The organism is Pseudomonas sp. BS-2016 (genome assembly GCF_001806145.1).
GTDB classification, from domain to species: Bacteria; Pseudomonadota; Gammaproteobacteria; order Pseudomonadales; family Pseudomonadaceae; genus Aquipseudomonas; species Aquipseudomonas lundensis.
This window is the reverse complement of the sequence record NZ_MLCT01000009.1, coordinates 79,589-101,183: the sequence shown is the minus strand read 5'-3', so window position 1 is coordinate 101,183 and position 21,595 is coordinate 79,589. Positions and strand designations below refer to the sequence as shown.

The 21,595-nt window shown below is 57.7% G+C and carries 17 protein-coding genes and 4 tRNA genes; 11 read left to right on the top strand and 10 right to left on the bottom strand.

All coding sequences use genetic code 11. From position 1 onward, the window contains the following. Nucleotides 1-15 precede the first annotated feature (15 nt). The 3 genes from BKD70_RS01165 to BKD70_RS01160 are packed head-to-tail and all read left to right on the top strand — an operon-like array spanning nt 16 to nt 1,950. The gene (locus BKD70_RS01165) at nt 16-1,224 is read left to right on the top strand and encodes an MFS transporter (protein WP_047276356.1); all 1,209 of its coding nucleotides are present in this window, start codon (nt 16-18) and stop codon (nt 1,222-1,224) included. Further along, the gene (locus BKD70_RS25275; RefSeq protein WP_255164190.1) at nt 1,221-1,343 is read left to right on the top strand and encodes a hypothetical protein; all 123 of its coding nucleotides are present in this window, start codon (nt 1,221-1,223) and stop codon (nt 1,341-1,343) included. Before BKD70_RS01165 ends, BKD70_RS25275 begins: the two co-directional genes overlap by 4 nt. A gap of 55 nt (nt 1,344-1,398) precedes the next feature. Then, nucleotides 1,399-1,950: a glutathione peroxidase gene (locus BKD70_RS01160; RefSeq protein ID WP_047276354.1), complete on the top strand. Its 552-nt coding sequence runs from the start codon at nt 1,399-1,401 to the stop codon at nt 1,948-1,950. Between the two features lie 84 nt (nt 1,951-2,034). On the opposite strand, the gene BKD70_RS01155 is transcribed toward BKD70_RS01160, so the two are convergent. The 3 genes from BKD70_RS01155 to BKD70_RS01145 all read right to left on the bottom strand — a co-directional run bounded on the left by BKD70_RS01155 (nt 2,035) and on the right by BKD70_RS01145 (nt 4,458). Beyond that, nucleotides 2,035-3,336: an OmpP1/FadL family transporter gene (locus tag BKD70_RS01155; protein ID WP_047276352.1), complete on the bottom strand. Its 1,302-nt coding sequence runs from the start codon at nt 3,334-3,336 to the stop codon at nt 2,035-2,037. Between the two features lie 147 nt (nt 3,337-3,483). Further along, complete coding sequence (locus tag BKD70_RS01150) at nt 3,484-3,963, bottom strand: hypothetical protein (protein ID WP_047276351.1); 480 nt, start codon at nt 3,961-3,963, stop codon at nt 3,484-3,486. A 270-nt stretch (nt 3,964-4,233) separates the two neighbouring features. Continuing rightward, complete coding sequence (locus BKD70_RS01145) at nt 4,234-4,458, bottom strand: hypothetical protein (RefSeq protein ID WP_034156218.1); 225 nt, start codon at nt 4,456-4,458, stop codon at nt 4,234-4,236. Between the two features lie 960 nt (nt 4,459-5,418). Here BKD70_RS01145 and BKD70_RS01140 point away from each other — a divergent pair. Next, a complete protein-coding gene (locus tag BKD70_RS01140; protein WP_047276347.1) occupies nt 5,419-5,745 on the top strand; it encodes a hypothetical protein in 327 nt (108 codons plus the stop codon). Between the two features lie 172 nt (nt 5,746-5,917). Continuing rightward, on the top strand, nt 5,918-7,282 hold the full coding sequence (rmuC, locus tag BKD70_RS01135) for a DNA recombination protein RmuC (protein ID WP_162841642.1): 1,365 nt from the start codon (nt 5,918-5,920) through the stop codon (nt 7,280-7,282). Nucleotides 7,283-7,318: 36 nt separating this feature from the next. Here rmuC and BKD70_RS01130 read toward each other — a convergent pair whose 3' ends face one another. Further along, a complete protein-coding gene (locus tag BKD70_RS01130; protein WP_047276343.1) occupies nt 7,319-10,786 on the bottom strand; it encodes a PAS domain-containing hybrid sensor histidine kinase/response regulator in 3,468 nt (1,155 codons plus the stop codon). A 239-nt stretch (nt 10,787-11,025) separates the two neighbouring features. On the opposite strand from BKD70_RS01130, the gene BKD70_RS01125 reads away from it, so the two are divergent. Together BKD70_RS01125 and BKD70_RS01120 are read left to right on the top strand one after the other, a co-directional pair. After that, nucleotides 11,026-12,177: a TDT family transporter gene (locus BKD70_RS01125; RefSeq protein WP_047276341.1), complete on the top strand. Its 1,152-nt coding sequence runs from the start codon at nt 11,026-11,028 to the stop codon at nt 12,175-12,177. A 135-nt stretch (nt 12,178-12,312) separates the two neighbouring features. Then, nucleotides 12,313-14,187: an MFS transporter gene (locus tag BKD70_RS01120; RefSeq protein ID WP_047276453.1), complete on the top strand. Its 1,875-nt coding sequence runs from the start codon at nt 12,313-12,315 to the stop codon at nt 14,185-14,187. Nucleotides 14,188-14,266: 79 nt separating this feature from the next. Here the strand turns inward: BKD70_RS01120 and sugE are convergent, their stop codons facing one another. Beyond that, entirely contained in the window at nt 14,267-14,581 is a 315-nt protein-coding gene (sugE, locus tag BKD70_RS01115) for a quaternary ammonium compound efflux SMR transporter SugE (protein ID WP_047276339.1), read from the bottom strand. 210 nt (nt 14,582-14,791) lie between these two features. Next, nucleotides 14,792-15,715, bottom strand: a complete 924-nt coding sequence (gene rdgC / locus BKD70_RS01110) for a recombination-associated protein RdgC (RefSeq protein ID WP_047276336.1) — start codon at nt 15,713-15,715, stop codon at nt 14,792-14,794. Nucleotides 15,716-15,875: 160 nt separating this feature from the next. Here rdgC and BKD70_RS01105 point away from each other — a divergent pair. From BKD70_RS01105 to BKD70_RS01090, 4 genes are all read left to right on the top strand, one after another. Beyond that, nucleotides 15,876-15,951, top strand: a tRNA-Val gene (locus BKD70_RS01105). 19 nt (nt 15,952-15,970) lie between these two features. Continuing rightward, nucleotides 15,971-16,047, top strand: a tRNA-Asp gene (locus BKD70_RS01100). Nucleotides 16,048-16,263: 216 nt separating this feature from the next. Continuing rightward, nucleotides 16,264-16,339: transfer RNA gene (locus BKD70_RS01095), tRNA-Val, on the top strand. A gap of 19 nt (nt 16,340-16,358) precedes the next feature. Next, a tRNA-Asp gene (locus BKD70_RS01090) sits at nt 16,359-16,435 on the top strand. Between the two features lie 227 nt (nt 16,436-16,662). Here BKD70_RS01090 and BKD70_RS01085 read toward each other — a convergent pair. The 4 genes from BKD70_RS01085 to BKD70_RS01070 form a co-directional block, all read right to left on the bottom strand. Continuing rightward, on the bottom strand, nt 16,663-19,104 hold the full coding sequence (locus tag BKD70_RS01085; protein ID WP_047276334.1) for a TonB-dependent siderophore receptor: 2,442 nt from the start codon (nt 19,102-19,104) through the stop codon (nt 16,663-16,665). 75 nt (nt 19,105-19,179) lie between these two features. After that, entirely contained in the window at nt 19,180-20,166 is a 987-nt protein-coding gene (locus BKD70_RS01080; RefSeq protein ID WP_169859567.1) for a FecR family protein, read from the bottom strand. A gap of 8 nt (nt 20,167-20,174) precedes the next feature. Further along, entirely contained in the window at nt 20,175-20,693 is a 519-nt protein-coding gene (locus BKD70_RS01075; RefSeq protein ID WP_047276330.1) for a sigma-70 family RNA polymerase sigma factor, read from the bottom strand. 158 nt (nt 20,694-20,851) lie between these two features. After that, nucleotides 20,852-21,586 (bottom strand): phosphoadenylyl-sulfate reductase, encoded by a 735-nt coding sequence (locus BKD70_RS01070; protein ID WP_047276328.1) that lies wholly within the window; start codon nt 21,584-21,586, stop codon nt 20,852-20,854. Between the last annotated feature and the right edge of the window lie 9 nt (nt 21,587-21,595).

The window sequence follows — 21,595 nt, the reverse complement described above, 5'->3', positions numbered from 1 at the left end:
TCCCGGAGAATAATAATGACAACGGTGTGGCGTAACAGCGGTTGGGTCTTGTTGGGCAGTGCGTTGATATTGGCGCTGTCCTTGGGTGTGAGGCATGGCTTCGGGCTGTTTCTGCCGCCCATGAGTGCGCAGTTCGGCTGGGGGCGCGAAGTGTTTGCCTTTGCTATCGCCCTGCAAAACTTGATGTGGGGGTTGGCGCAGCCCTTCACCGGGGCGCTGGCAGACCGCTTTGGCGCGGCCCGGGTGGTAATCGTCGGCGGCGTGTTGTACGCGGTGGGCCTGGTCATGATGGGGATGTCCGATTCGCCGCTGTCGCTGTCGTTGAGCGCAGGGCTGCTGATCGGGGTTGGCCTGTCGGGCACTTCGTTTTCAGTGATTCTCGGTGTTGTAGGGCGTGCCTTGCCACCCGAAAAGCGCAGCCTGGGCATGGGGATCGCCAGCGCAGCAGGTTCCTTCGGGCAGTTCGCCATGCTGCCGGGCACGCTGGGGCTGATCGGTTGGCTCGGTTGGTCAAGCGCCTTGTTGGTGTTGGGCCTGTTGGTCGCGCTAATCGTCCCGCTGGTGAGCATGCTCAAGGATCGGCCCATGCCAGCGCTGGGCGGCGAACAGACTCTCAAGCAAGCGTTGCAAGAGGCGTGCAGCCACTCCGGGTTCTGGCTATTGGCCTTTGGTTTTTTCGTCTGCGGTTTTCAGGTGGTCTTTATCGGCATTCATTTACCGGCCTACCTGGTGGATCAGCATCTGCCAGCGACGGTCGGTACCTCGGTGCTGGCGCTGATCGGGTTGTTCAACATCTTTGGCACCTACACGGCGGGATGGCTGGGCGGGCGGATGTCCAAACCGCGCCTGTTGACCGGCCTCTATCTGGCGCGGGCGGTGGTCATTGCGCTGTTCTTGTGGGCGCCGGTCACGACGTTCAGCGCCTACGTGTTCGGCATGGCCATGGGTTTCTTGTGGCTCTCGACAGTGCCTCTGACCAACGGAACGGTGGCGACGCTGTTTGGTGTGCGTAACCTGTCGATGCTGGGCGGTATCGTCTTTCTGTTCCACCAATTGGGGGCCTTTCTGGGTGGATGGCTCGGTGGCGTGGTCTACGATAAAACCGGTAGCTATGACCTGATTTGGCACGTTTCGATTGGCTTGAGCCTGTTAGCGGCTGCCCTTAACGTGCCGGTACGCGAGCGGCCTGTTGCGCGTTTGCAGTTGCAGGAGGGTGCGTTGTGAATTCGACCTTGATCTGGTTGGGCGGCGTGGGGGCCGGGCTGGCCCTTATTGCGCTGGCGTGGTGGGGTTGGCATCAGAGTGGGCTGGCCTTGCTGCAACTGGGTATGGCGACTTGCTAGTTGATGGCCTTGGCGCGTAAGTTCAGGGTCTGCATTTTTTAAAAGGACACCGATGATGCTCAAGCGCTGGATGGCGATGCCCGTACTGTTGTTGGCGTGTGCTGGACCTGTTTGGGCGGCCCAATGCCCGCCGCTGCTCGAAGGTTCGCTGCCCAAGTTGCGCTCAAAAGAGTCCATCGACTTGTGTCAGCGTTTTGCCGGAAAACCGCTGGTGATTGTCAATACCGCGAGTTTTTGCGGGTTCGCGCCTCAATTCAAAGGGCTTGAAGCGTTGAATCAACGTTACAAGGATCAGGGGCTTGAGCTGATCGGCGTGCCATCGGATGACTTCAAACAAGAGGCCAAAGATGGCGAAGAGACCGCCAAGGTGTGTTACGTGAACTACGGCGTGACGTTCACCATGACCAACCCGCAAAAGGTTCGCGGGGCCGACGCAGTTCATCTGTTCAAAGTGCTGGCTGAGCAAAGCAGTGCGCCGAAGTGGAATTTTTATAAGTACGTGGTGGACCGTCAGGGCAATGTGATTGCCAACTTTTCCAGCCTGACCAAACCTGACAGCCCGGAGCTGATCGAGGCGATCGAAAAGGCGATCGCTTCAAAACCCTGATTGACGGTCAATAAAAATCCCCGCGCTCGTCACCGAGGCGGGGATTTTTTTATTCAGCAGATGAACCCTGAGGTTCGTCGCGAATTAGAACTTGTAGGTTGCACCCACTGCGAAGCCGTTCGCGCTGTTTTCATACTTGGCTTCGTAGAAGCTGCCAATCTGTGGCTTGGCGTCGTGAACCTTGACGGACTCTTCCTTCAGGTAGGAGTAGGCCACGTCAATGGTCAGGTCGTCAGTGACGGCATAACCGGCACCCAGGCTGAAGATTGTCCGGTCACCGGTAGGAATACGTGGCGAACGGTTGGTGTTGTTGGTTGGCGACTGGTCCCAGGTCAGACCGGTACGCACTACCCATTGCTTGTTGAGCTGATACGACGTACCGATGGCGTAAGCCCAGGTGTCGTGCCAGTTCTGCTCTTCGGTGATGGTGCCGAACAGCTGAGGTGCGGCAGCACCACCTGCGGCGGCAGTTACACCTTTGTTTTCAACGGTGATGTCTTTCAGGCGGCTCCAGCGGGTCCACGTGGTACCGGCATACACTCTCCAGGCATCCGAGAGCTCTTGAGTCACCGACAGGTCCCAGGATTCCGGGGTGTCAATTTTCAGCGAGGCGTCGTAGCGGTTGCTTTTCAGACGCGCTGCGGTGAAAGGATCGGAACTGGCCGTGACATTGGTGTGGCCGTCGAGTTTGTATTTAACCTTGGAGTGGTAGGTCAGACCTACGCGAGTCGTGTCAGTGGCCTGGACCAGGATACCGGCGTTAAAGCCCAGTGCCGTGTCATCACCCTTGATCTTGACGTTGTTGTCGCCAGCACGAGCTTGCGGGATCGGGGTCAAACGGATTTCGGACTCAAGCGTACCGGCAATGCGGTTGATGGTCGGACCAAAACCGATCGACACACGGTCGTTGAAGGCATAGCTGATGGTCGGTTGCAGGGTGACAACCTTCACTTCACTTTTGCTGCCAAAGCCACGGCCCTGGAAGCTACCTTCGTAATCGGTCACCAGACCGAACGGTGCATACAAACCAAAGCCAACCGACCACTGATCGTTGAGCTTATTGGTGTAGAAACCCATCGGCACGCCAGTGAAGGGAACCATGTCGCCTTTGTTGGTTCCGGCAATGCTGCCACGGGCATCTTTGATATCAGTCGAAGCATCAATGACTGCGAAACCGCCGGTCACTTGCTGACCTTGAAGGCGGGACATACCGGCAGGGTTACCAAAGACGGTACTGGCATCGTCGGCAGAAGATGAACGACCTGCGAAACCGGTCCCCATACCGCTAACGCTTTGTTCGTTGAGGGCGAAGCCGCTGGCGAAAATCTGGCTGGAAGCCAAAGTGACGGCGAGGCTAAGTGTGGTCTTGAGCATTACTTTTTTCATTATTAGAACTCCTTGTGATCACCGGGTGGAAAGCTACCAACATTTTTGTTTAAGCGCTATAGGCCAAATCGCAGGAGATAGCGATGTTTTGTAGGACAATCCTACCGGTTTTGGATCTTTTTCTAGTTGTTGAGGTGGTTGAAAATCTCAGGCCACCTGGTTGAGAGGTGTAACGCAGATGCCCCAAGCATGGGTGAAGTCACGTAAACGTCCTTGTGGCTCAAAGACTTGGCGCCAAATTTTAGCCATGCCCAGCAAATCATTGGGTTCCGGGATGATGGCTTTTTGCTCTTCAATCAACATCCATGCGATTGCGGTGGCGTAACGCAAATTTACAGTTAGCTCCAGATGCGGGCTGCATAAAAAAGCGTGCTGGCTGGCAAGCCCCCTGACCAGGCTTGCCAGATCCGGGTCATGGGCGAGGTAGCCATCCCACAGTGCGGCGTGTCGGGGTTCGCGGATGCAGTAAAGACCATGGCCGCGCCGATCATGCAGCGCAGAGCCCAGATTGGACTGACTTGCAGCAATGCCCAGCAACAACGCCTCTGCATTAGGATTGTTCATGCCTAAATACAGAAGCGTCGGGCGGATCACGTAAAGGCTCAACTCCCTGGCAGCGATACCCATGGCAACCTCGAAGCCTGAAATTGGCCGGCTACACCCAGGCGCTTGGCAGCTGTGAGTCGGTAGGGTTCGCCGGAAGCGGAATGAACCGCTTGAGTTGAAGTGTAGTGTCATATCTATGCTGTAAAGGATTGTTTTTAAAACATTTGCAGCATCTAGGTTGTGGCTATATACCCGCAAGTAATTAAACAATGCGGCATATTTCTTAAATTCAGGACAACAAAAAGCCCTGCTATTGGAGCAGGGCTTGTTGTATAGACGCTGGCCGCGTTGTCAGGCGATCAAGGCCTGACGTGTCCGGTCAATCACAGCTTGCAGGGGTTCTGCGCTGGAGTATTGATCGGGATACAGGCGTTCGCTGTGACGTGCGATACCGTGTTCGTTGACCAGTGTGAAGCTAAAGCAGCCTTTGCGAGCGGCCATAATCAGGCAGTTCATAGGAGCGAAGGCGTTGGTTAGGGTGCGAATGGCATCCTGAGTATGGATTTGAGTAGACATAGTTATTAGGTGTTCCTACAAATGACACGGATATGATCCGTGCAACGTTAAAACGTTCCAGTGACGTCGAGCCATCTTTGGCGTGACGAAGAACCTGACTGGAACAAAGCCGCCAGTTGGAGCGCATTTAAGTATGTGGCGCTTGGGCTGGCAGGTAGGTACTTAGGAGGGCAGGCAATCACAACAAGAGCTAAGGTTCCGTGCTCGGGGTGAAGTTCCTGATCAATTTGCAGGTTGGTTCGGTCAGAGTAAGAGTGCTTGGCGATACCCTTTGTGTTTGTTCAAAGGCCGTATCGTCGCAAGATTTACCTGGAAACCATCGAGGGGGTCGATCCCGTGTGTATCAGCGTGACTTCTCTTTAGGGAAGGTGGCTGGGGGATTTGTTCGGCCCAATTGACTTTCAGCTTGGTACTAACGCTGCGGATACTAACGGCTTGAAAAAATAAACGCAACTGTGCTAGCAAAAATACTTTCTGTACGGGGCGAAGGATGGCAGCAAACCGTTAGTCGGTTTTTGCTAAAACGCCAGTCGATTGGGCAGGGGGGCGAGGGTAAACGACGGCTCTGATTACACGCCTCTTGGGAGCGCACAGTCCTACAGATATCATTACGTTTTGGGCCGATTCCTGCTGATGAGTATGAACTTGTGCACATTTGCAGTGCGTCATATAAACGCATGGCAGGGCGCAAGCGACACAGCCGCTTAGCCTGTTTCGCAAATTTAAGTCAATGAAAAACATCGTTTTTTTGAATTGGTGAAAAAATCGTCAGTTTGACCTCGGCCCCCGTCCTGTGGGGGTTTGGCGGGGGCAAAAGGGGGTTGTCCACTGACTTATCCACAGGATCTGTGGATTGTCCCGCGCCGTTGCTCTAGATCGGGGTTGTAGACCTTTTTCGACTTTACCCAAACGAAAAAAGGAGTAGAGTGGCGCGCCTTCTGTTCTGCCCCACAGTGTTCTATGAAGTTTCGTACAAACTCTTCCTCTGTTACGCCCTCCGGATCACCTGCCGAAGCACCCAAAAAACGGTTTTCTTTGCGCGTAGCGATCTGGCTGTTGGACAACCCGCGGCTGGGGACCAATCCGAGCATCAAACATGTTGCGGGCCATCTGCTCAAGCAACCTGCCCGCCAGGGCGTGGTGCTGGCGCAAAGTCGTCTGGGTCAACTGATGTGCCGCGATTGCGGCAGCAAGCGCGACCAGCGCATTGGTCAGGCCTTATTGCGCAATGCTGCGCGTGCGGGCGATGAGTCAGCCCAGCAGGAACTCAACAAGATCGAAGACTGAGCTGTCTTCGACTCCGCAGCTTGGTTAACCTTGCTCTTTTACCGTGTGCGGAGGGGTTATGGCCCTGGACTTGAACAGCATTCTGCTGGGCCTGGCGGTGGCGGGCGTGCCGCTGCTGGCTTTTATCTGGCAACTGCAGCGCCGGGCCAGCGCGCATCACGCTGAGCTGGCCTTGCTCGAAGAGCGCCTGAATATGGCGCAATTGGCGCAGGAAGGTCTTAATGCGCAACTCGATGCCAGCCGTGACGAGATCAGTGATCTGGGGCAGGCCAATGCGGCCAAGCAGGCAGAGCTGGCGGCCCTGAGCCGTGAAGTGGAGTTGTTGCAGGTGGAACGCGACAACGCCCGGGATGCCGCCCATGCCTGGAGTCTGGAACGCGCCCAGAAAGAAACTGAATTGCGCAGGCTGGACGCTCAGTCCGCCGCTCAGGCCGCTGAATTGCGCGAACAGCAGGAAAGCCATCAGCAACGACTCAACGACCTGCAGGGTTCGCGCGATGAGTTGCGGGCGCAGTTTGCAGAGTTGGCCGGTAAAATATTCGACGAACGCGAGCAACGGTTTGCGCAGACCAGCAATGAACGGCTGGGGCAGTTGCTGGACCCGCTCAAAGAGCGCATTCAGTCGTTTGAAAAGCGCGTCGAGGAAACCTATCAGCAAGAAGCCCGCGAGCGTTTCTCCCTTGGCAAAGAACTGGAGCGCCTCCAGCAGCTCAACCTGCGTTTGAGTGACGAGGCCACTAACCTTACGCGGGCCCTCAAGGGACAGAAAACCCAAGGCAACTGGGGGGAGCTGATTCTGGAGCGGGTGCTGGAGCATGCGGGGCTGGAGAAGGGCCGCGAATACCAGACCCAGGTCAGCCTCAAAGGGCCGGATGGCGAACGCTTTCAGCCGGACGTCCTCATCATGCTGCCTGGCGACAAGCAGGTAGTGGTCGATTCCAAGGTCAGCCTGACCGCTTATCAGCAGTTTGTAGCCGCGGATGATCAGGTCATCGGGCAGGCGGCACTCAAGCAGCACGTGCTGTCGTTGCGTAATCACGTCAAAGGCTTGGCAGGCAAGGACTATAAGCGGCTGGAAGGCTTGCACAGCCTGGACTTCGTTTTGTTGTTCGTGCCCATTGAAGCGGCTTTTTCCGCAGCATTGCAGGCCGAGCCCAATCTGTTTCAGGAAGCGTTCGACCGCAACATTGTGATTGTCAGCCCGACGACCTTGTTGGCCACGTTGCGGGTGATCGACAGTTTGTGGAAGCAAGAGCGCCAAAGTCAGAACGCCCGGGAAATTGCTGAGCGCGCCGGGTGGCTGTACGACAAGTTCGTGCTCTTTATTCAAGACCTGGATGAGGTGGGCAATCGCTTGCAGCAGTTGGACAAAGCGTATGCCGCGGCGCGCAACAAGTTGACCGAGGGGCGTGGCAACCTGGTGAGCCGCAGCGAGCAACTCAAGCTGCTGGGCGCGCGCGCCAGTAAAAGCTTGCCGCCGGATCTGCTGGAGCGCGCCATGACCGACGTGAACGGCGTGGCGCACCCCGCAGAGTGACGTGTGTGCGGCGCAGTGAATCGCTCTGCCGCAGGTTTAAAGCGGGACGTGCCGACTAACCAGTGCCCGCAGCACGGCGGGCTTTACCGGCTTGGCCAGATATTCCAGCCCCGCCGCATGCACCTGCGCAATCATCTCCGGGCGACCGTCCGCACTGATGACCACGCCCGGCACCGGCTCGCCCAGCTCGGCCCGTAACCAGCGCATCAGCTCAGTGCCGACTTCGCCGTTATCGAGGTGGTAATCCACCAGCACCAGTTGTGGGCGTACCCCTTCATTGAGCAGGGCCGCACATTCTTCGCGATTGCGCGCTGTCCAGACGCGGCATCCCCAGCGGGTCAACAAACTTTGCATGCCGATCAGAATGCTGTCTTCGTTGTCGATGCACAGTACTTGGGCGCCGGTCACGGGTTGGCCATTTTGCTCTGCGACGACCGGTTGTGGGGCAACCTGACTCTGAGCCAACGGCACGCTGACGCTGAATACGCTGCCTTTGCCCGGCCATGAGCGGACTTGCAAGGTGTGCCCCAGCACGCGACACAAACCGTCAGCAATCGCCAGGCCCAGCCCGAGGCCTTTTTCGGCGCGGGTCTGATGACTGTCCAGGCGTTTGAACTCTTCAAAAATGACCTGCAACTTGTCTTCCGGAATGCCCGGGCCGCGGTCCCACACTTCAAGGCACAACGCATTGCCACGACGCCGCACGCCTAGCAGGACCGGGCCTTTGGCATAGCGAAAGGCGTTGGTCAGGAAGTTCTGCAAAATCCGGCGCAGCAGTTTGATATCACTGCTCACCCGCAATCGACTGCCACGCACACGGAAGGTCAGTCCTTGTTCCTGGGCCTGCGCCTTGAACTCATTGCCCAGCGTGTCGAACAGGTCATTGAGTGCAAACGGCTTGATATCGGGAGTGAATTTTCCGTTTTCGAGTCGGGAAATATCCAGCAAATCGCTGATCAAGTCTTCGGCAGAACGTAAGGAGCTGTCCAGATGCTGCACCAGCTTCTGGGCTTCCGGGCTAAGTCCTTCCTCCTGATGGGAAAGGGCGGAGGAGAACAGTCGCGCGGCGTTCATGGGTTGCATCAAGTCATGGCTGACGGCAGCCAGAAAGCGGGTTTTCGATTGGTTGGCGGCTTCCGCGACGCCCTTGGCTTCGATCAGCGCCTTGTTCAGCTCGGACAGTTCGCGGGTCCGCTCGGCCACTCGTTGTTCCAGGCCCTCATTGGCTTCTGTCAGCGCCTGCTCTGCTTCGCGGAAGGCCGTAATGTCGGTAAAACTCATGACGAACCCGCCGCCCGGCATCGGGTTGCCGATCAGCTCAATCACCCGGCCATTGGGGAATAACCGTTCAGAGGTGTGGGCGCGACCCTGCCGCATCCAGTGCAGGCGACGGGCCACATGCACTTCGGCTTCGCCGGGGCCGCACAGGCCGCGTTCGGCATTGTGGCGGATGATGTCTGCTATCGGTCTGCCCACGCTGATCAGGCCTTCGGGGTAGTCGAACAGCTCAAGGTAACGGCGGTTCCAGGCCACCAGCCGCAAGGACTGATCGACCACGCTGATGCCTTGGGTGATGTTCTCAATGGCGCCTTGCAGCAGGGCGCGGTTGAACTGCAAGACTTCTGACGCTTCGTCGGCAATGCGCACGACGTCTTCGAGCTGCATTTCCCGGCCTTCGATGGCCGCTTTCACCACAGCCCGCGTCGAAGAAGCACCCAGTACGCCTGCCAGCAGGCGTTCGGTATGGGCAATCCATTCGCCATCGGCATTCTGGTTTGGGTTGAAGCCTTTGCCCTGCCGGTAAGCGAAACGGATAAAGCTCTGACGCGCGCGTTCTTCGCCGACAAAACGTGCGGCCAGCGTCAACAGGTCATTGATCTGTACCGCCAGCATGGAGCGGCCATTCGGGTGGCTGATTTCCTGGCCGATGAAGCGCCCGGCTTGCCAGTGTTCCGAGACGCGGGTGCGCGACAACACCGAGACCCACGCAAAGACGGTGAAGTTGCCGGCCAGTGACAGCACAACGCCTTGTGTCAGCGGTGTAATCGGCAGCCCCAGCGGGTTGCCGTGCAGCCAGGCCAAGCCGGGGAAGTGGCTTAATTGCCAGCCGAGGCTGTGAGCAATCAGGGGCAGCACCAACGTGTAAAACCAGATAAAGGTGCCGGTCGCCAAACCGGCGAAGACGCCGCGACGGTTGGCTTGTTTCCAATACAGCGCGCCGATCATGGCGGGCGCCAGTTGCGTCACGGCGGCGAAAGAAATCTGGCCGATGGTGGCCAGACTGGCCGTCGAGCCCAGCAGGCGATAGCTGACGTAAGCCAGCAGCAGGATGACCACAATCGATACCCGGCGCACCGACAGCATCCAGTAGCGGAATACTTCGAAGGGGCGCTCGGCGTTTTTGTGCCGTAACAGCCACGGCAACAGCATGTCGTTGGAAACCATGGTCGACAGGGCGACGCTGGCCACGATCACCATGCCGGTGGCTGCCGATGCGCCGCCGATAAAGGCCAGCAACGCCAGTGCCGGGTGGGCCTGGGCCAATGGCAGGCTGATGACGAAAGAGTCGGGCAAGACGGAGCTGGGCAACATCATTTGCCCGGCCAGCGCGATCGGGACGACGAACAGGGCGGCGAGGATCAAATAGGCCGGGAACACCCATTTCGCCAGCCGCAAATCCTGCGGCTCGATGTTTTCCACCACCGTGACGTGGAATTGGCGAGGCAAACAAATGATGGCCATCATGGCCACGCCGGTTTGCACCACCATCGAAGGCCAATTGACGGTCTCTTTCCAGTATTGCTCCAGGCGCGGTGCGAGCATGGCCTGATTGAACAAATCGTCGAAGCCGTCATACAGGCCGAAGGTCACGAACGCGCCAACGGCGAGAAACGCGAAGAGCTTGACCAGCGACTCGAACGCAATGGCCAGCACCATGCCCCGGTGGTGTTCGGTGGAGTCGAGGTTGCGGGTGCCGAAGACGATGGTAAATAGCGCCAGTACCAGCGACACGATCAGGGCCGTGTCTTGTGCGCGGGTGCCCGTGGCGTCGGCGCCAGCCCCGATCAACAGGTTCACGCCGAGCACGATGCCTTTGAGTTGCAAGGCGATATAAGGCAATACGCCCACCAGGCAGATCAGGGCCACGACAATGGCCAGCGACTGGGATTTGCCATACCGCGCGGCGATGAAGTCGGCAATGGAGGTGATGTTCTCCTGTTTGCTGATCATCACCATTTTTTGCAGCACCCAGGGTGCAAACACCAACAACAGCACCGGGCCCAGGTAGATGGGTAAAAAAGACCACAGTTGCTCGGCGGCCTGGCCGACGGCGCCAAAGAACGTCCAGCTGGTGCAGTACACCGCCAGCGACAAGCTATAGACCCATGCGCGAACCCGCGGCGGCAGCGGGGTGCTGCGCCGGTCACCATAAAAGGCAATGGCAAACATGACGGCCATATAGGCCAGGGCAACGGCGGCGATCAGCCCGCTGGACAACGACATGGTGACTCCTGGAGGTATAAGGTCGCAGCAATCCGGCTGCTGCGGGCTAGTCTCGCATGATGTTCAGGCGCCGTCAGTGTCGACGATGGTCGCAGCGCGGCCAGGTGTCGCAGCTCTTGAAAGACGCGCATATCGCACATATCTGTAAAGTCGATAACAGTTAGAGAAATTACCCGTTATATAGATATTCGATTCAGTTCTACTCTTGCACTACCTCGCACGAGGATCAGGAGGAACCCATGATTTGCCCTAACACGACCCACACCACTTTACGGCCCTTGAGCGCCTTGCAGCACCCGCGTGAGGTGATTCGTCAATTCACCCCGAACTGGTTTGCCGCCACCATGGGCACCGGTGTGCTGGCATTGGCACTGGCTTCGTTGCCGGTGAACATTCCCGGCCTGCACGCTGTCGCTGAAGGGCTATGGCTGTTCAATATCGGATTGTTCATTCTATTCAGCGTGCTCTACGGCGCCCGCTGGGTGCTGTATTTCGATGAGGCACGGCGGATTTTTGGCCACTCAACTGTCTCGATGTTCTTCGGCACGATTCCCATGGGGCTGGCGACCATCATCAACGGTTTTCTACTGTTTGGCGTCGCCCGTTGGGGCAGCGGCATGGTGCAGGTGGCCGAGGTGCTGTGGTGGCTGGACGTGGCGATGTCGCTGGCGTTCGGTGTGCTGATTCCTTACATGATGTTCACCCGTCAGGAGCACAGCATTGATCAGATGACCGCTGTCTGGTTGTTGCCGGTGGTGGCGGCTGAAGTGGCGGCTGCCAGCGGTGGGCAGTTGGCGCCGCACCTGTCGGATTCGCTGGCGCAGTTCCACGTACTGATCACCAGCTACGTCCTGTGGGCCTTTTCGGTGCCGCTGGCGTTCAGCATCCTGACCATCCTGATGCTGCGCATGGCGCTGCATAAATTGCCTCACGAAAGCATGGCGGCCTCGAGCTGGCTGGCCTTGGGGCCGATTGGTACGGGAGCGCTCGGCTTGTTGCTGTTGGGCGCGAACTCGCCTGCGATCTTTGCCGCCAATGGATTTGCCGGTATCGGTGACGTGGCCAACGGCATGGGCCTGATTGCAGGGGTTGCCCTGTGGGGCTTCGGGTTATGGTGGATTGTGATGGCGATACTGATTACCCATCGCTACTACCGCGACGGTATCCCGTTCAATTTGGGGTGGTGGGGGTTCACGTTCCCGCTGGGTGTGTATTCGCTGGCCACCTTGCGTCTGGGTAACGTGCTGCACCTGACGTTCTTCGAGATTGCGGGCTGTGCGCTGGTGGCTTTGCTGGCGATGATGTGGCTGATCGTGGGGCGTAAAACCCTGATCGGCGCTTACCGGGGCGAGTTGTTTGTTTCGCCCTGCATCGCGGGTTTGAAGAAGTAAGAGTTTGCCTCAGGTTTTGTACGAATGCGCTGAGACTGGTGGCATCCGTTACATAACCTGAGGCAAGGTTGTGTCTCGGGTGTTACAACAGCCCTCCAATGAGAAAGCCTCTGGCGCAACTTGAGAACATGGATGATGAGTCACCCCTCGCAGTTCAGCTTGCTAAGGAAGCGCCGCTTCCTGCCCTTCTTTGTGACCCAGTCGCTGGGCGCGCTAAACGACAACCTGTTCAAACAATCGTTGATTCTGGCCATCCTTTATAAGCTCGCCATCGAGGGGGACCGAGGGATTTGGGTCAATCTGTGTGCGCTGCTGTTTATCGTGCCGTTCTTTCTGTTTTCAGCCTTGGCGGGCCAGTTTGGCGAGAAGTACGACAAGGATCGCCTGATCCGTCTGATCAAGCTCGGTGAAATCGCGATCATGCTGGTCGGAGCGGCGGGGTTTGCCTTCGATCACCTGGCGTTGATGCTGGTCGCGCTGTTTGCGATGGGCACCCATTCGGCGTTGTTCGGACCGGTCAAATACTCAATCCTGCCGCAAACATTGCATGAGGATGAGCTGGTCGGGGGGAACGGTCTGGTAGAAATGGGGACTTTCCTGTCGATTCTGGCCGGTACGATCGGCGCGGGAATCATGCTGTCTTCGAGCAATTACGCAGGGGTGGTGTCGGTGGTGATCGTTTCCGTGGCGGCCCTGGGGTATCTGGCCAGCCGGGCGATCCCCAGCGCACCGGCCGATACGCCTGAATTACGGCTGAACTGGAACATCTTCAGCGAGTCCTGGGCCACCTTGAAAATGGGCCTGAACCAGACGCCAGCAGTGTCGCGTTCCGTCGTGGGCAATTCGTGGTTCTGGTTTGTCGGTGCGATTTACCTGACACAAATTCCGGCCTACGCCAAAGAGTGGCTGTATGGCGATGAGACCGTGGTGACGTTGATCCTGACGGTGTTTTCGGTGGGCATCGCGTTGGGGTCGATGCTGTGCGAAAAACTGTCGGGGCGTAAAGTCGAAATCGGCCTGGTGCCCTTTGGCTCATTCGGCTTGACCGTGTTCGGCCTGTTGCTGTGGTGGCATTCCGGGCAGATGCCGTCGACCCTTCAGCCTAACGACTGGCTGGCCGTATTGGGCTTCAGCCAGGCGTGGTGGGTGCTGTTCGATATTCTGGGTCTGGGCGTGTTTGGCGGTTTTTACATTGTGCCGCTGTATGCCTTGATTCAGTCGCGCACGGCAGAAAACGAGCGTGCGCGGGTGATTGCGGCCAACAACATCTTGAATGCGCTGTTTATGGTGGTCTCGGCCCTCGTCACCATCCTGCTGCTCAGCGTGGCGAAACTGACGATTCCTGAGCTGTTCCTCGTGGTTTCACTGCTGAACATCGCGGTCAATACCTACATCTTCAAGATTGTTCCCGAATTCAGCATGCGCTTCATGATCTGGCTGCTGAGCCATTCCATGTATCGGGTGCAACATAAAAACCTGCAAGCGATCCCGGATGAGGGCGCAGCTTTGCTGGTGTGTAATCACGTGTCATTTGTGGATGCATTGCTGATAGGTGGAGCAGTGCGTCGGCCGATTCGGTTTGTGATGTATTACAAAATCTACAATTTGCCGGTGCTCAACTTCATCTTTCGCACAGCAGGGACGATTCCTATCGCCGGGCGCGCTGAAGATGAAGCGATCTACGAGCGGGCGTTCAAGAAAATTGCCGAATACCTGAACGACGGCGAGCTGGTGTGCATCTTTCCGGAGGGTAAGCTCACCACCGATGGCCAGATCAACGAGTTCAAGGCAGGCGTCACACGGATTCTGGAGCAAACGCCAGTGCCGGTCATTCCGATGGCGTTGCAAGGGCTATGGGGCAGCTTCTTTAGTCGCGATCCCAATAAGGGGTTCTTGCGCAGGTTGTGGTCGCGAGTAACACTGGTAGCTGGCGAGCCGATAGCGGCGAGTGAAGCGACGCAAAAAAGGCTGCGCGAGCAGGTGACGGCGCTACGTGGGCAGACACTCTAGAGCCATTGTTGGCAGGGGGGGGGCGGCCTGGCCAGCGACTACAGAGTGGGTGGGGCTGTAGTCGCTGGCGAGTGAGGGTTCAGGCGCTGATTTTCAGGCCAACCAGGCCGGCAATGATCAGCGCCACGCTGGCCAAGCGGAACAAGGCCATGGATTCGCCAAACAGGATGATCCCGGCGATGACCGTGCCCACTGCTCCCACGCCTGTCCAGATGGCGTAGGCCGTGCCCAATGGCAGTTCCTTCATCGCAAGGCCCAGCAAGCCGAGGCTTACCGCCATGGCGGCGATGGTCAATGCGGTGGGGAGGGGGCGGCTGAAGCCGTCAGTGTATTTCAGGCCTACAGCCCAGCCGACTTCAAACAGGCCGGCGAAAAACAGAATAATCCAGGACATGCTTACCTCCATCAATTGATGGGGTCGTCCCCAGAAAATCACTCGATGAGTCGCGAGGTCGTCCTCGCTGTGCGCAGTATATTGCCCATGAATAATCTGACAGGCAACTCTGAATTTTCAGAAGCGTAGTTTTATTAACGCGCTTTCTATATAGGAAGCAGCCGACCGGTGATCGTGCATCACCGGTCAGGCGTGCTTCCTGAACAGGCGTTATTCGATGCCTTGAGGGATTTCTTCACCGCCCAGCGCTTCAAACAACTGCGGCAAGAATTCGCCGAACGTCAGCATCATCAGGGTAAAGCTGGCGTCCTGTTGGCCCAGATCGTCATCACCGCCGTTCTGTTCGGCTTCGTCTTGCAGCAGGTCTTCAAACTTCAAGCGTTTGACCACCAGTTTGTCGTCCAGCACGAACGACAGTTTGTCCTGCCAGGCCAGTGACAGCTGAGTCACGACTTTGCCGGTGCTCAGGTGCAGCTGGATTTCGTCGCTGGTCAGATCCTGACGCTTGCAGCGAATGATGCCACCGTCTTCATGGGTGTCGCGCAGCTCGCATTCGTCGAGGACAAAGAAGTTCTCGGCGGCTTTTTGAGTCTTGACCCATTCGGTCATGGTCGCGCTTGGCGCCACTTTGACAGCCAATGGACGCACCGGCAGCGAACCCACCACTTCACGCAAGGTGGAGAGCAGGTCTTCGGCGCGTTTCGGGCTGGAGGCGTTAACCAGAATCAGACCCTGTTTAGGTGCGATGGCGGCGAAGGTGGCTGAGCGACGAATAAAGGCACGGGGCAAGAAGGCCTGGATGATTTCATCCTTGAGCTGGTCGCGTTCCTTTTTGTAGACCTTGCGCATTTGCTCGGCTTCGATCTCTTCGACCTTTTCCTTGAGTGCGTCACGCACCACGCTGCCGGGCAGGATGCGTTCTTCTTTGCGGGCGGCGATCAGCAGGAAGTCCTGGCTGACATGAACCAGGGGAGCGTCTTCGCCTTTGCCGAAAGGGGCGACGAAACCGTAAGTGGCTAATTCCTGACTTGAACAGGCGCGGGCCAATTTGGTGGCCAGTGCAGTTTCCAGCACCTGCGCATCAAAAGGCAGATCTTGGGTCAGGCGATAGATAAGCAGGTTTTTGAACCACATGGGGTGAATCACTCCTTTATACAAAGACGGCATTATTCGCCTCATGGGCGCATAGGCCAACCCTGCGCTAAGCCTTTGTCGTGCATAAGAAAATTATTTTAAAAAGTGCTTGCCAGACTTCAGGTCGCTCCGTAGAATGCGCGCCACACCGAGAGTGAAAGGGTGATTAGCTCAGCTGGGAGAGCATCTGCCTTACAAGCAGAGGGTCGGCGGTTCGATCCCGTCATCACCCACCATTCACTTGCAGTGTTACGCGCAGCGGTAGTTCAGTCGGTTAGAATACCGGCCTGTCACGCCGGGGGTCGCGGGTTCGAGTCCCGTCCGCTGCGCCATATTTTGATCACAAGCCCCTTGAACGCTTGTGATCTGGGGAAGCCCCGCTAACGCGGGGTTTTTCTTGAAAGGCTTAGATTCAACAGCTTGCTGAGGAATCCAAGAGCAGGGCGCTGGAAAAGGTCGTTTTTGACAGTTTTTTAAAAAAACTGAATAAAAACAACCACTTACACAATAAGTGTGAGAGAATGCGCCCCGCAACGAGAGTGAAGCAAGGGTGATTAGCTCAGCTGGGAGAGCATCTGCCTTACAAGCAGAGGGTCGGCGGTTCGATCCCGTCATCACCCACCATTCGCTTTCAATGTTACGCGCAGCGGTAGTTCAGTCGGTTAGAATACCGGCCTGTCACGCCGGGGGTCGCGGGTTCGAGTCCCGTCCGCTGCGCCATATTCGGAACACAAGCCCCTTGAACGCTTGTGATCCACAAGAAGCCTGCCATGTGCAGGCTTTTTTGTGCGCGTGTGTTTTGTGTAAGCCCCTCCCGGCAACGGCGGCAGTCCGAAGCCGTCGCCAGGTCTGTGACCACCCTCATTCCTTCCGCCGCAAACTCAAGCCAATAAAAGCTTGGCAGGCGTTCGCGTTCCGATAAGTGGCCACAGGCGACGATTGTGGCGTTAGAAGTCCCAGCGCGTTGTCACCATGACATTGCGCGGATCGCCGTAATACGATGAGTTATAAAACCCGATATTGGTGTAATACGATTTGTCGAAGACGTTGTTCAGGTTCACCGTGGCTGACACATGCTCCGTCAGCTGATACCTGGCCATCACATCGACAAGCCAGTACGCGTCTTGCGAAAACTTCTCCTGCGCGCCGCCTTTGTTGTAGTTGGTCAGCACTTGCCAGCCTGTGCCTTGCCAGCGAACACCGCCGCCCACGGTCAATTTGTCGAGGTTGCCACTCAATTTATAGCGGGTGTACAGGTTGATTTGATCTTCCGGTTCCCAGGTCGACACTTTCTTGCCGCTTTGATCGCGGCTGACTTTGTGCGTGTAGCCTGCCTGTAACTGCCAACCTGGCATCACTTCACCCGATATTTCCGCCTCGTAGCCTTTCGTGGTGGCCTTGATGCCTTTGTAGGCGTAGTCAATGTCAGGGTTGGTCGGGTGGGCGTTGTAAGCGGTGTCCGCTTCGGGCCGGTTATCTTGATGCACTTCAAAGTACGCCAGGCTTGAGTTCAATTGCCCGTCGAAGAATTCGCCTTTCAGGCCGATCTCATAGTTGCTGCCTTCGTCTGGCTCAAGCATTTTGTTATCGCGATTGCGGTAGTAAGACTGGGGCAAGAATATTTCGGTGTAGCTGGCATAGGCCGAAACAGAGTCGTTGATGTCGTAGATCAGGCCTGCGTAAGGCAGCACTTTGCCGGTGTCCTTGGCCTGGCTGGTGCCTGTTAGCGAGTAGTTGGCAACGCGGGTGCCCAACATCAGGGTCAAGTCATCGGTCAGGCTGAAACGCCCCGTCACATAAGTGCCGGTCTGGCGTGTGATTTCATCGTTTTTGGAGGTGACATTGCCCCAGTCGGGTTCCGGTGCGTCGCCGTCCCAGTGGTAATAGTCATAGGCGTTATTGACCATGAGCGCGTTCGTGTAGTCCTTGCCCGTCCAGTGAGAGCGAGAGACCGAGCCGCCGACGACCAGTTGATGTTCGCGGCCCAGCAGGCTGAAAGGTCCCGTGGCGTAAAGGTCTGCGCTATCACTGACGTACTCGCCGGTGTATTTGCGCGCCAGGATTTTTGCCTTGCCGGTGTTCACGTCCGGATCAAGCAGTGCTCCCAGCGGCGCGTCGTAGCCATTGATCTGATGGTTGTACTGACCTTTGGTCACCCAGCCATTGGCGAAGTCATGCTCCAGCGTGGCGAAGACAGTCCGGGTGTATTGCTCCCAACTGCTCCATTTCGCGCCATTGTTGAACGAACGTGGGTTATCGATCCGGTCACCCGCAGAGTTGAACAGCGATGCACTGCCCGACCAGCTCGAGCCGGTGGGGTGGTTGTCCTGATAGTCGGCCCCCAGGGTAAGCAAGGTGTCCGGGGTTAAGTCGACCTCAAGAATGCCGTAGTACACCTCGCTGTCGCGCTTGTAATGGTCCATGAATGAGTGCTTGTCCTGATAAGCCGCGACCGCTCGGCCTCGCACATGGCCGCTGTCGCTCAGGGGTCCGCTGACGTCCACTTCCGAGCGGTAGTTGTCCCATGATCCGGCGCCCAGATCGATGTGGGCCTTGAAGTCACGGGTAGGCTTTTTGCGCACCATGTTGATGGTCCCGCCCGGCCCGCCAGCGCCAGTGAGCAGCCCGGTGGCGCCTTTGAGTATCTCGACGCGGTCATAGATCGCCGTATCGGTGAGTGTGTGACCGGCCGAGTACTGCGGGTCCTGCAAGATGGGTATGCCGTCGTACTGGAAGTTTTTAATGGCAAAGCCGCGCGAGTAGTAACTGGTGCGGTCGCTGTCATAGGTGGCCACGGTGATGCCGGGCGTGTGGCGCATGACGTCGTCGATCGAGTTCAGGCCGAAATCATCCATTGCCTGTCGGGTCACGACGGAGATCGACTGTGGGGTTTGGCGGGGTGTGAGCACCATGCGAGTGGCTGTGGCGATGCTTCCGGGCGTGTAGGAGCCAGTCCCTTCGGTGATGGTGCCGAGCTGGTTGGCGCTGACCTCGGTGGCGCCCAGTTCCAGAGCGCCGCCTGCTTGGGGAGTGGCTTGCAGCAAATAGCCGTTCTGGCTTTTGACCACGCTGAACCCGCTGCCGCGCAGCAGCGTGTCGAAACCGTCCATCTCGCTGTAGCTGCCCTGTAAGCCTTGAGTCGTCGCGCCGTCAACGTCACGGGGCTGGAACGCAATCGCGACCCCGGCTTGTTGAGCGAAGCGGTTCAATGCATCGCCCAGCGGCCCGGCAGAAATGTTGTAGACCTGCACCGAGGCACTGCTTTGCGCCTGCGCAGCGGTGCTGACCAGCATTGCGGCGGTACAGGCAACCACCAAATGGATGGCCAGTGACAGCGGTGCATAAGCCTTTGCACGCAAGCGGTCGCGGGTTTTGGGTGAAGTCAGCATGGTAGGCGCAGTCCTTTAGAGTCTATGTACCTACCTTGACGAGCGACCTTTAAAAAGCGGAAGCAATGCGAATCATTATTTTTTAGTCTGCGTGTCACGGTCCACGCGGATCAGCAATGCCGTGAAGTGACGGACGCTGATAGGCAGTGTTTCAGCTATCAGGTTCAATGCGCGCTCAGGATCGTCCATCGGTAAAACGGCCGACACCCGCAGGTCCGCCAGCGCCGCGCGGTCGAAAGTCAAAAGGCCGTATCGCTGGCGGGCAATCTCTTCAAGCACGTCACTCAACGGCAGGTCCTGAACCACCAGTTGATGGCGTTTCCAGGCGTGATCGATTCGCTGCGGATCAATGTGGCCCAGACTGCGGATGGCGTCAGTCTCAATCAGTGCCTGTTCACCCGCATCCACCTCCAGCGCGTGTTGCCGGTTTTCACTGTGCGCCGCGACGCGCGATTGCAACATGGTCAGGATCGTCGTGTCCCCCGTGCGCTTGACCACGAAGCGTGTCCCCAGCGCGCGCAGGGTGCCTTGGGCGGTCTGCACCACAAACGGGCGTGTGGCGTCATGGGCCACGTCCACCAGTATCTCGCCTTGCAGCAGTTCGATTCGTCGCTGCTGCTTATCGAAATGCACATTCACGGCGCTGGCGCCGCTGAGGGTCAGGGATGACTCATCCGGCAGGTGCAGTGTTTTCCATTCGGCGGGCGCTGTGTGGGTATCGGCCAGCCAGCGCGCGGGGTACTGGCTGCGCAGTAACACAGTGGCCGGAATAATCAGGCAGCCCGCCAGGACCAAGGCCCGAACGATCGGTTTGCGTGCGGATGTTTTGCGCGGCGAGGGGAACGCTGCGTTCAGCGCCGCTTTGGCTGGCGCTGCCTGAGTGCGTAATGACTGCAGCTGTGAAATGACCTCCTGCATGCGCTCGGCCGCTGCGCCGTGTTGCGGGCTTTGACGCTTCCAGTGCTCAAAGGCGAGCCTCAAGTCGTCAGACAAATCTCCTTCATGCAGGCAAATCATCCATTCGGCCGCTTGTTCATCGATCTGCTGGGGCGTGCTGTGCATCGGCTTGCTCATGGTGTGAGGCTATGACTGCAATGCAGCAGCGCCTGAATCAAATACTTGCGAACGGTGCGATCAGACAAGCCGAGTTGGCGACCGATGTCGGCCTGGTTGAGGCCGTCGAGGTAATACAGCACAAACGCCTGGCGGGTCTTTTCAGGCAGCCCTTCGAGCATAAAGGCGATGTGTTCAAGGGCTTCAAGGGTGGTCAGGATGGCCTCGGGTGAGTGGTGGCCTTCCAGTGCTTGGGCGGTGAGCGCACGTTCTTGCAAATAAGCCTGTTCGATCTTCTTGCGCCGTGCCTGATCGATGATCAGGCGCCGGGCCGTGGTGCTCAGAAACGCTCGCGGCTCGCGCAGGCTGGCGACCGACTCGCGTGCATTAAGGATTCGGGCAAAGGTGTCCTGAGTCAGGTCGGCAGCATTCTGCGCACACCCCAGCTTTCTGCGCAGCCAGCCCAGTAGCCAGCCGTGATGTTCGCAGTACAGGTCTGTAATCGCGGATTGAAACGGAGGTTCACCCGAAGACATAGAACTAGGCTCAAACGCTATTGAGAATAATTGCTAATTCTGTGCTCAAGTCTTCGGTAAACGCAAGGCAGGCCTCATCTGCTGAGACACGGCGCGAGGCTGCGTGCTTGCAGCCTCGTTCCCCTTATTCATCGCAGGCGAGGCGGGGCAGCGCCGGATCAGGTCTTGGCGATCAAGTTGCCAGCATGCAGGCCGCATTCTTTTTGTGTGGCTTCTTCCCACCACCAGCGACCTTCACGCTCGTGCTGGTTAGGCAGCACGGGACGGGTGCAGGGCTCGCAACCGATGCTGATGAAGCCGCGTTCGTGCAGGCTGTTATAGGGCAATTCCAGCATGCGGATGTAACCCCAGACTTCCTCGCTGGTCATTTGCGCCAGCGGGTTGAATTTGTACAGCGTGCGCTCCGGGGTCGAGAAGGCGCCGTCGATTTCCAACGCGGCAACCTGGCTGCGGGTGCCCGGGCTTTGGTCGCGACGCTGGCCCGTGGCCCAGGCGGTGACGGTCGCCAGTTTGCGGCGCAACGGTTGGATTTTGCGCACACCGCAGCATTCGCCATGGCCGTCTTTGTAAAAGCTGAACAAGCCTTTTTCTTTGACGAAGGGCTCAAGTTGCTGCTGGTCTGGTGAAATCAGCTCGATCGGGATGTTGTAGTGCTCGCGCACCTGCTCGATGAAACGATAGGTTTCCGGGTGCAGGCGCCCGGTGTCGAGGCTGAACACCTTGACGTTTTTATTGAGCTTCCAGGCCATGTCCACCAGCACCACATCTTCGGCGCCGCTGAATGAAATCCAGAGCTCGTCGCCAAAGTGCTGAAACGCGAGTTTGAGAATGTCCTGCGGGGATTTGCTGGCGTATGTCGCGGCGAGTTCAGCGACGTCGAACGGATGGCTCATCAGGCGGCT

Bases quoted from the DNA above. Each gene is read 5' to 3' on its own strand.
- BKD70_RS01080 (WP_169859567.1), bottom strand. From the start codon at position 20,166: ATGCACAGCACGCCCCAGCAGATCGATGAACAAGCGGCCGAATGGATG.
- BKD70_RS01140 (WP_047276347.1), top strand. From the start codon at position 5,419: ATGAAGTTTCGTACAAACTCTTCCTCTGTTACGCCCTCCGGATCACCT.
- BKD70_RS01070 (WP_047276328.1), bottom strand. From the start codon at position 21,586: ATGAGCCATCCGTTCGACGTCGCTGAACTCGCCGCGACATACGCCAGC.
- BKD70_RS01165 (WP_047276356.1), top strand. From the start codon at position 16: ATGACAACGGTGTGGCGTAACAGCGGTTGGGTCTTGTTGGGCAGTGCG.
- BKD70_RS01160 (WP_047276354.1), top strand. From the start codon at position 1,399: ATGCTCAAGCGCTGGATGGCGATGCCCGTACTGTTGTTGGCGTGTGCT.
- BKD70_RS01130 (WP_047276343.1), bottom strand. From the start codon at position 10,786: ATGTCGTTGTCCAGCGGGCTGATCGCCGCCGTTGCCCTGGCCTATATG.
- rdgC (WP_047276336.1), bottom strand. From the start codon at position 15,715: ATGTGGTTCAAAAACCTGCTTATCTATCGCCTGACCCAAGATCTGCCT.
- BKD70_RS01150 (WP_047276351.1), bottom strand. From the start codon at position 3,963: ATGGGTATCGCTGCCAGGGAGTTGAGCCTTTACGTGATCCGCCCGACG.
- BKD70_RS01145 (WP_034156218.1), bottom strand. From the start codon at position 4,458: ATGTCTACTCAAATCCATACTCAGGATGCCATTCGCACCCTAACCAAC.
- sugE (WP_047276339.1), bottom strand. From the start codon at position 14,581: ATGTCCTGGATTATTCTGTTTTTCGCCGGCCTGTTTGAAGTCGGCTGG.
- BKD70_RS01155 (WP_047276352.1), bottom strand. From the start codon at position 3,336: ATGAAAAAAGTAATGCTCAAGACCACACTTAGCCTCGCCGTCACTTTG.
- BKD70_RS01075 (WP_047276330.1), bottom strand. From the start codon at position 20,693: ATGTCTTCGGGTGAACCTCCGTTTCAATCCGCGATTACAGACCTGTAC.
- BKD70_RS01120 (WP_047276453.1), top strand. From the start codon at position 12,313: ATGAGTCACCCCTCGCAGTTCAGCTTGCTAAGGAAGCGCCGCTTCCTG.
- BKD70_RS01085 (WP_047276334.1), bottom strand. From the start codon at position 19,104: ATGCTGACTTCACCCAAAACCCGCGACCGCTTGCGTGCAAAGGCTTAT.
- BKD70_RS01125 (WP_047276341.1), top strand. From the start codon at position 11,026: ATGATTTGCCCTAACACGACCCACACCACTTTACGGCCCTTGAGCGCC.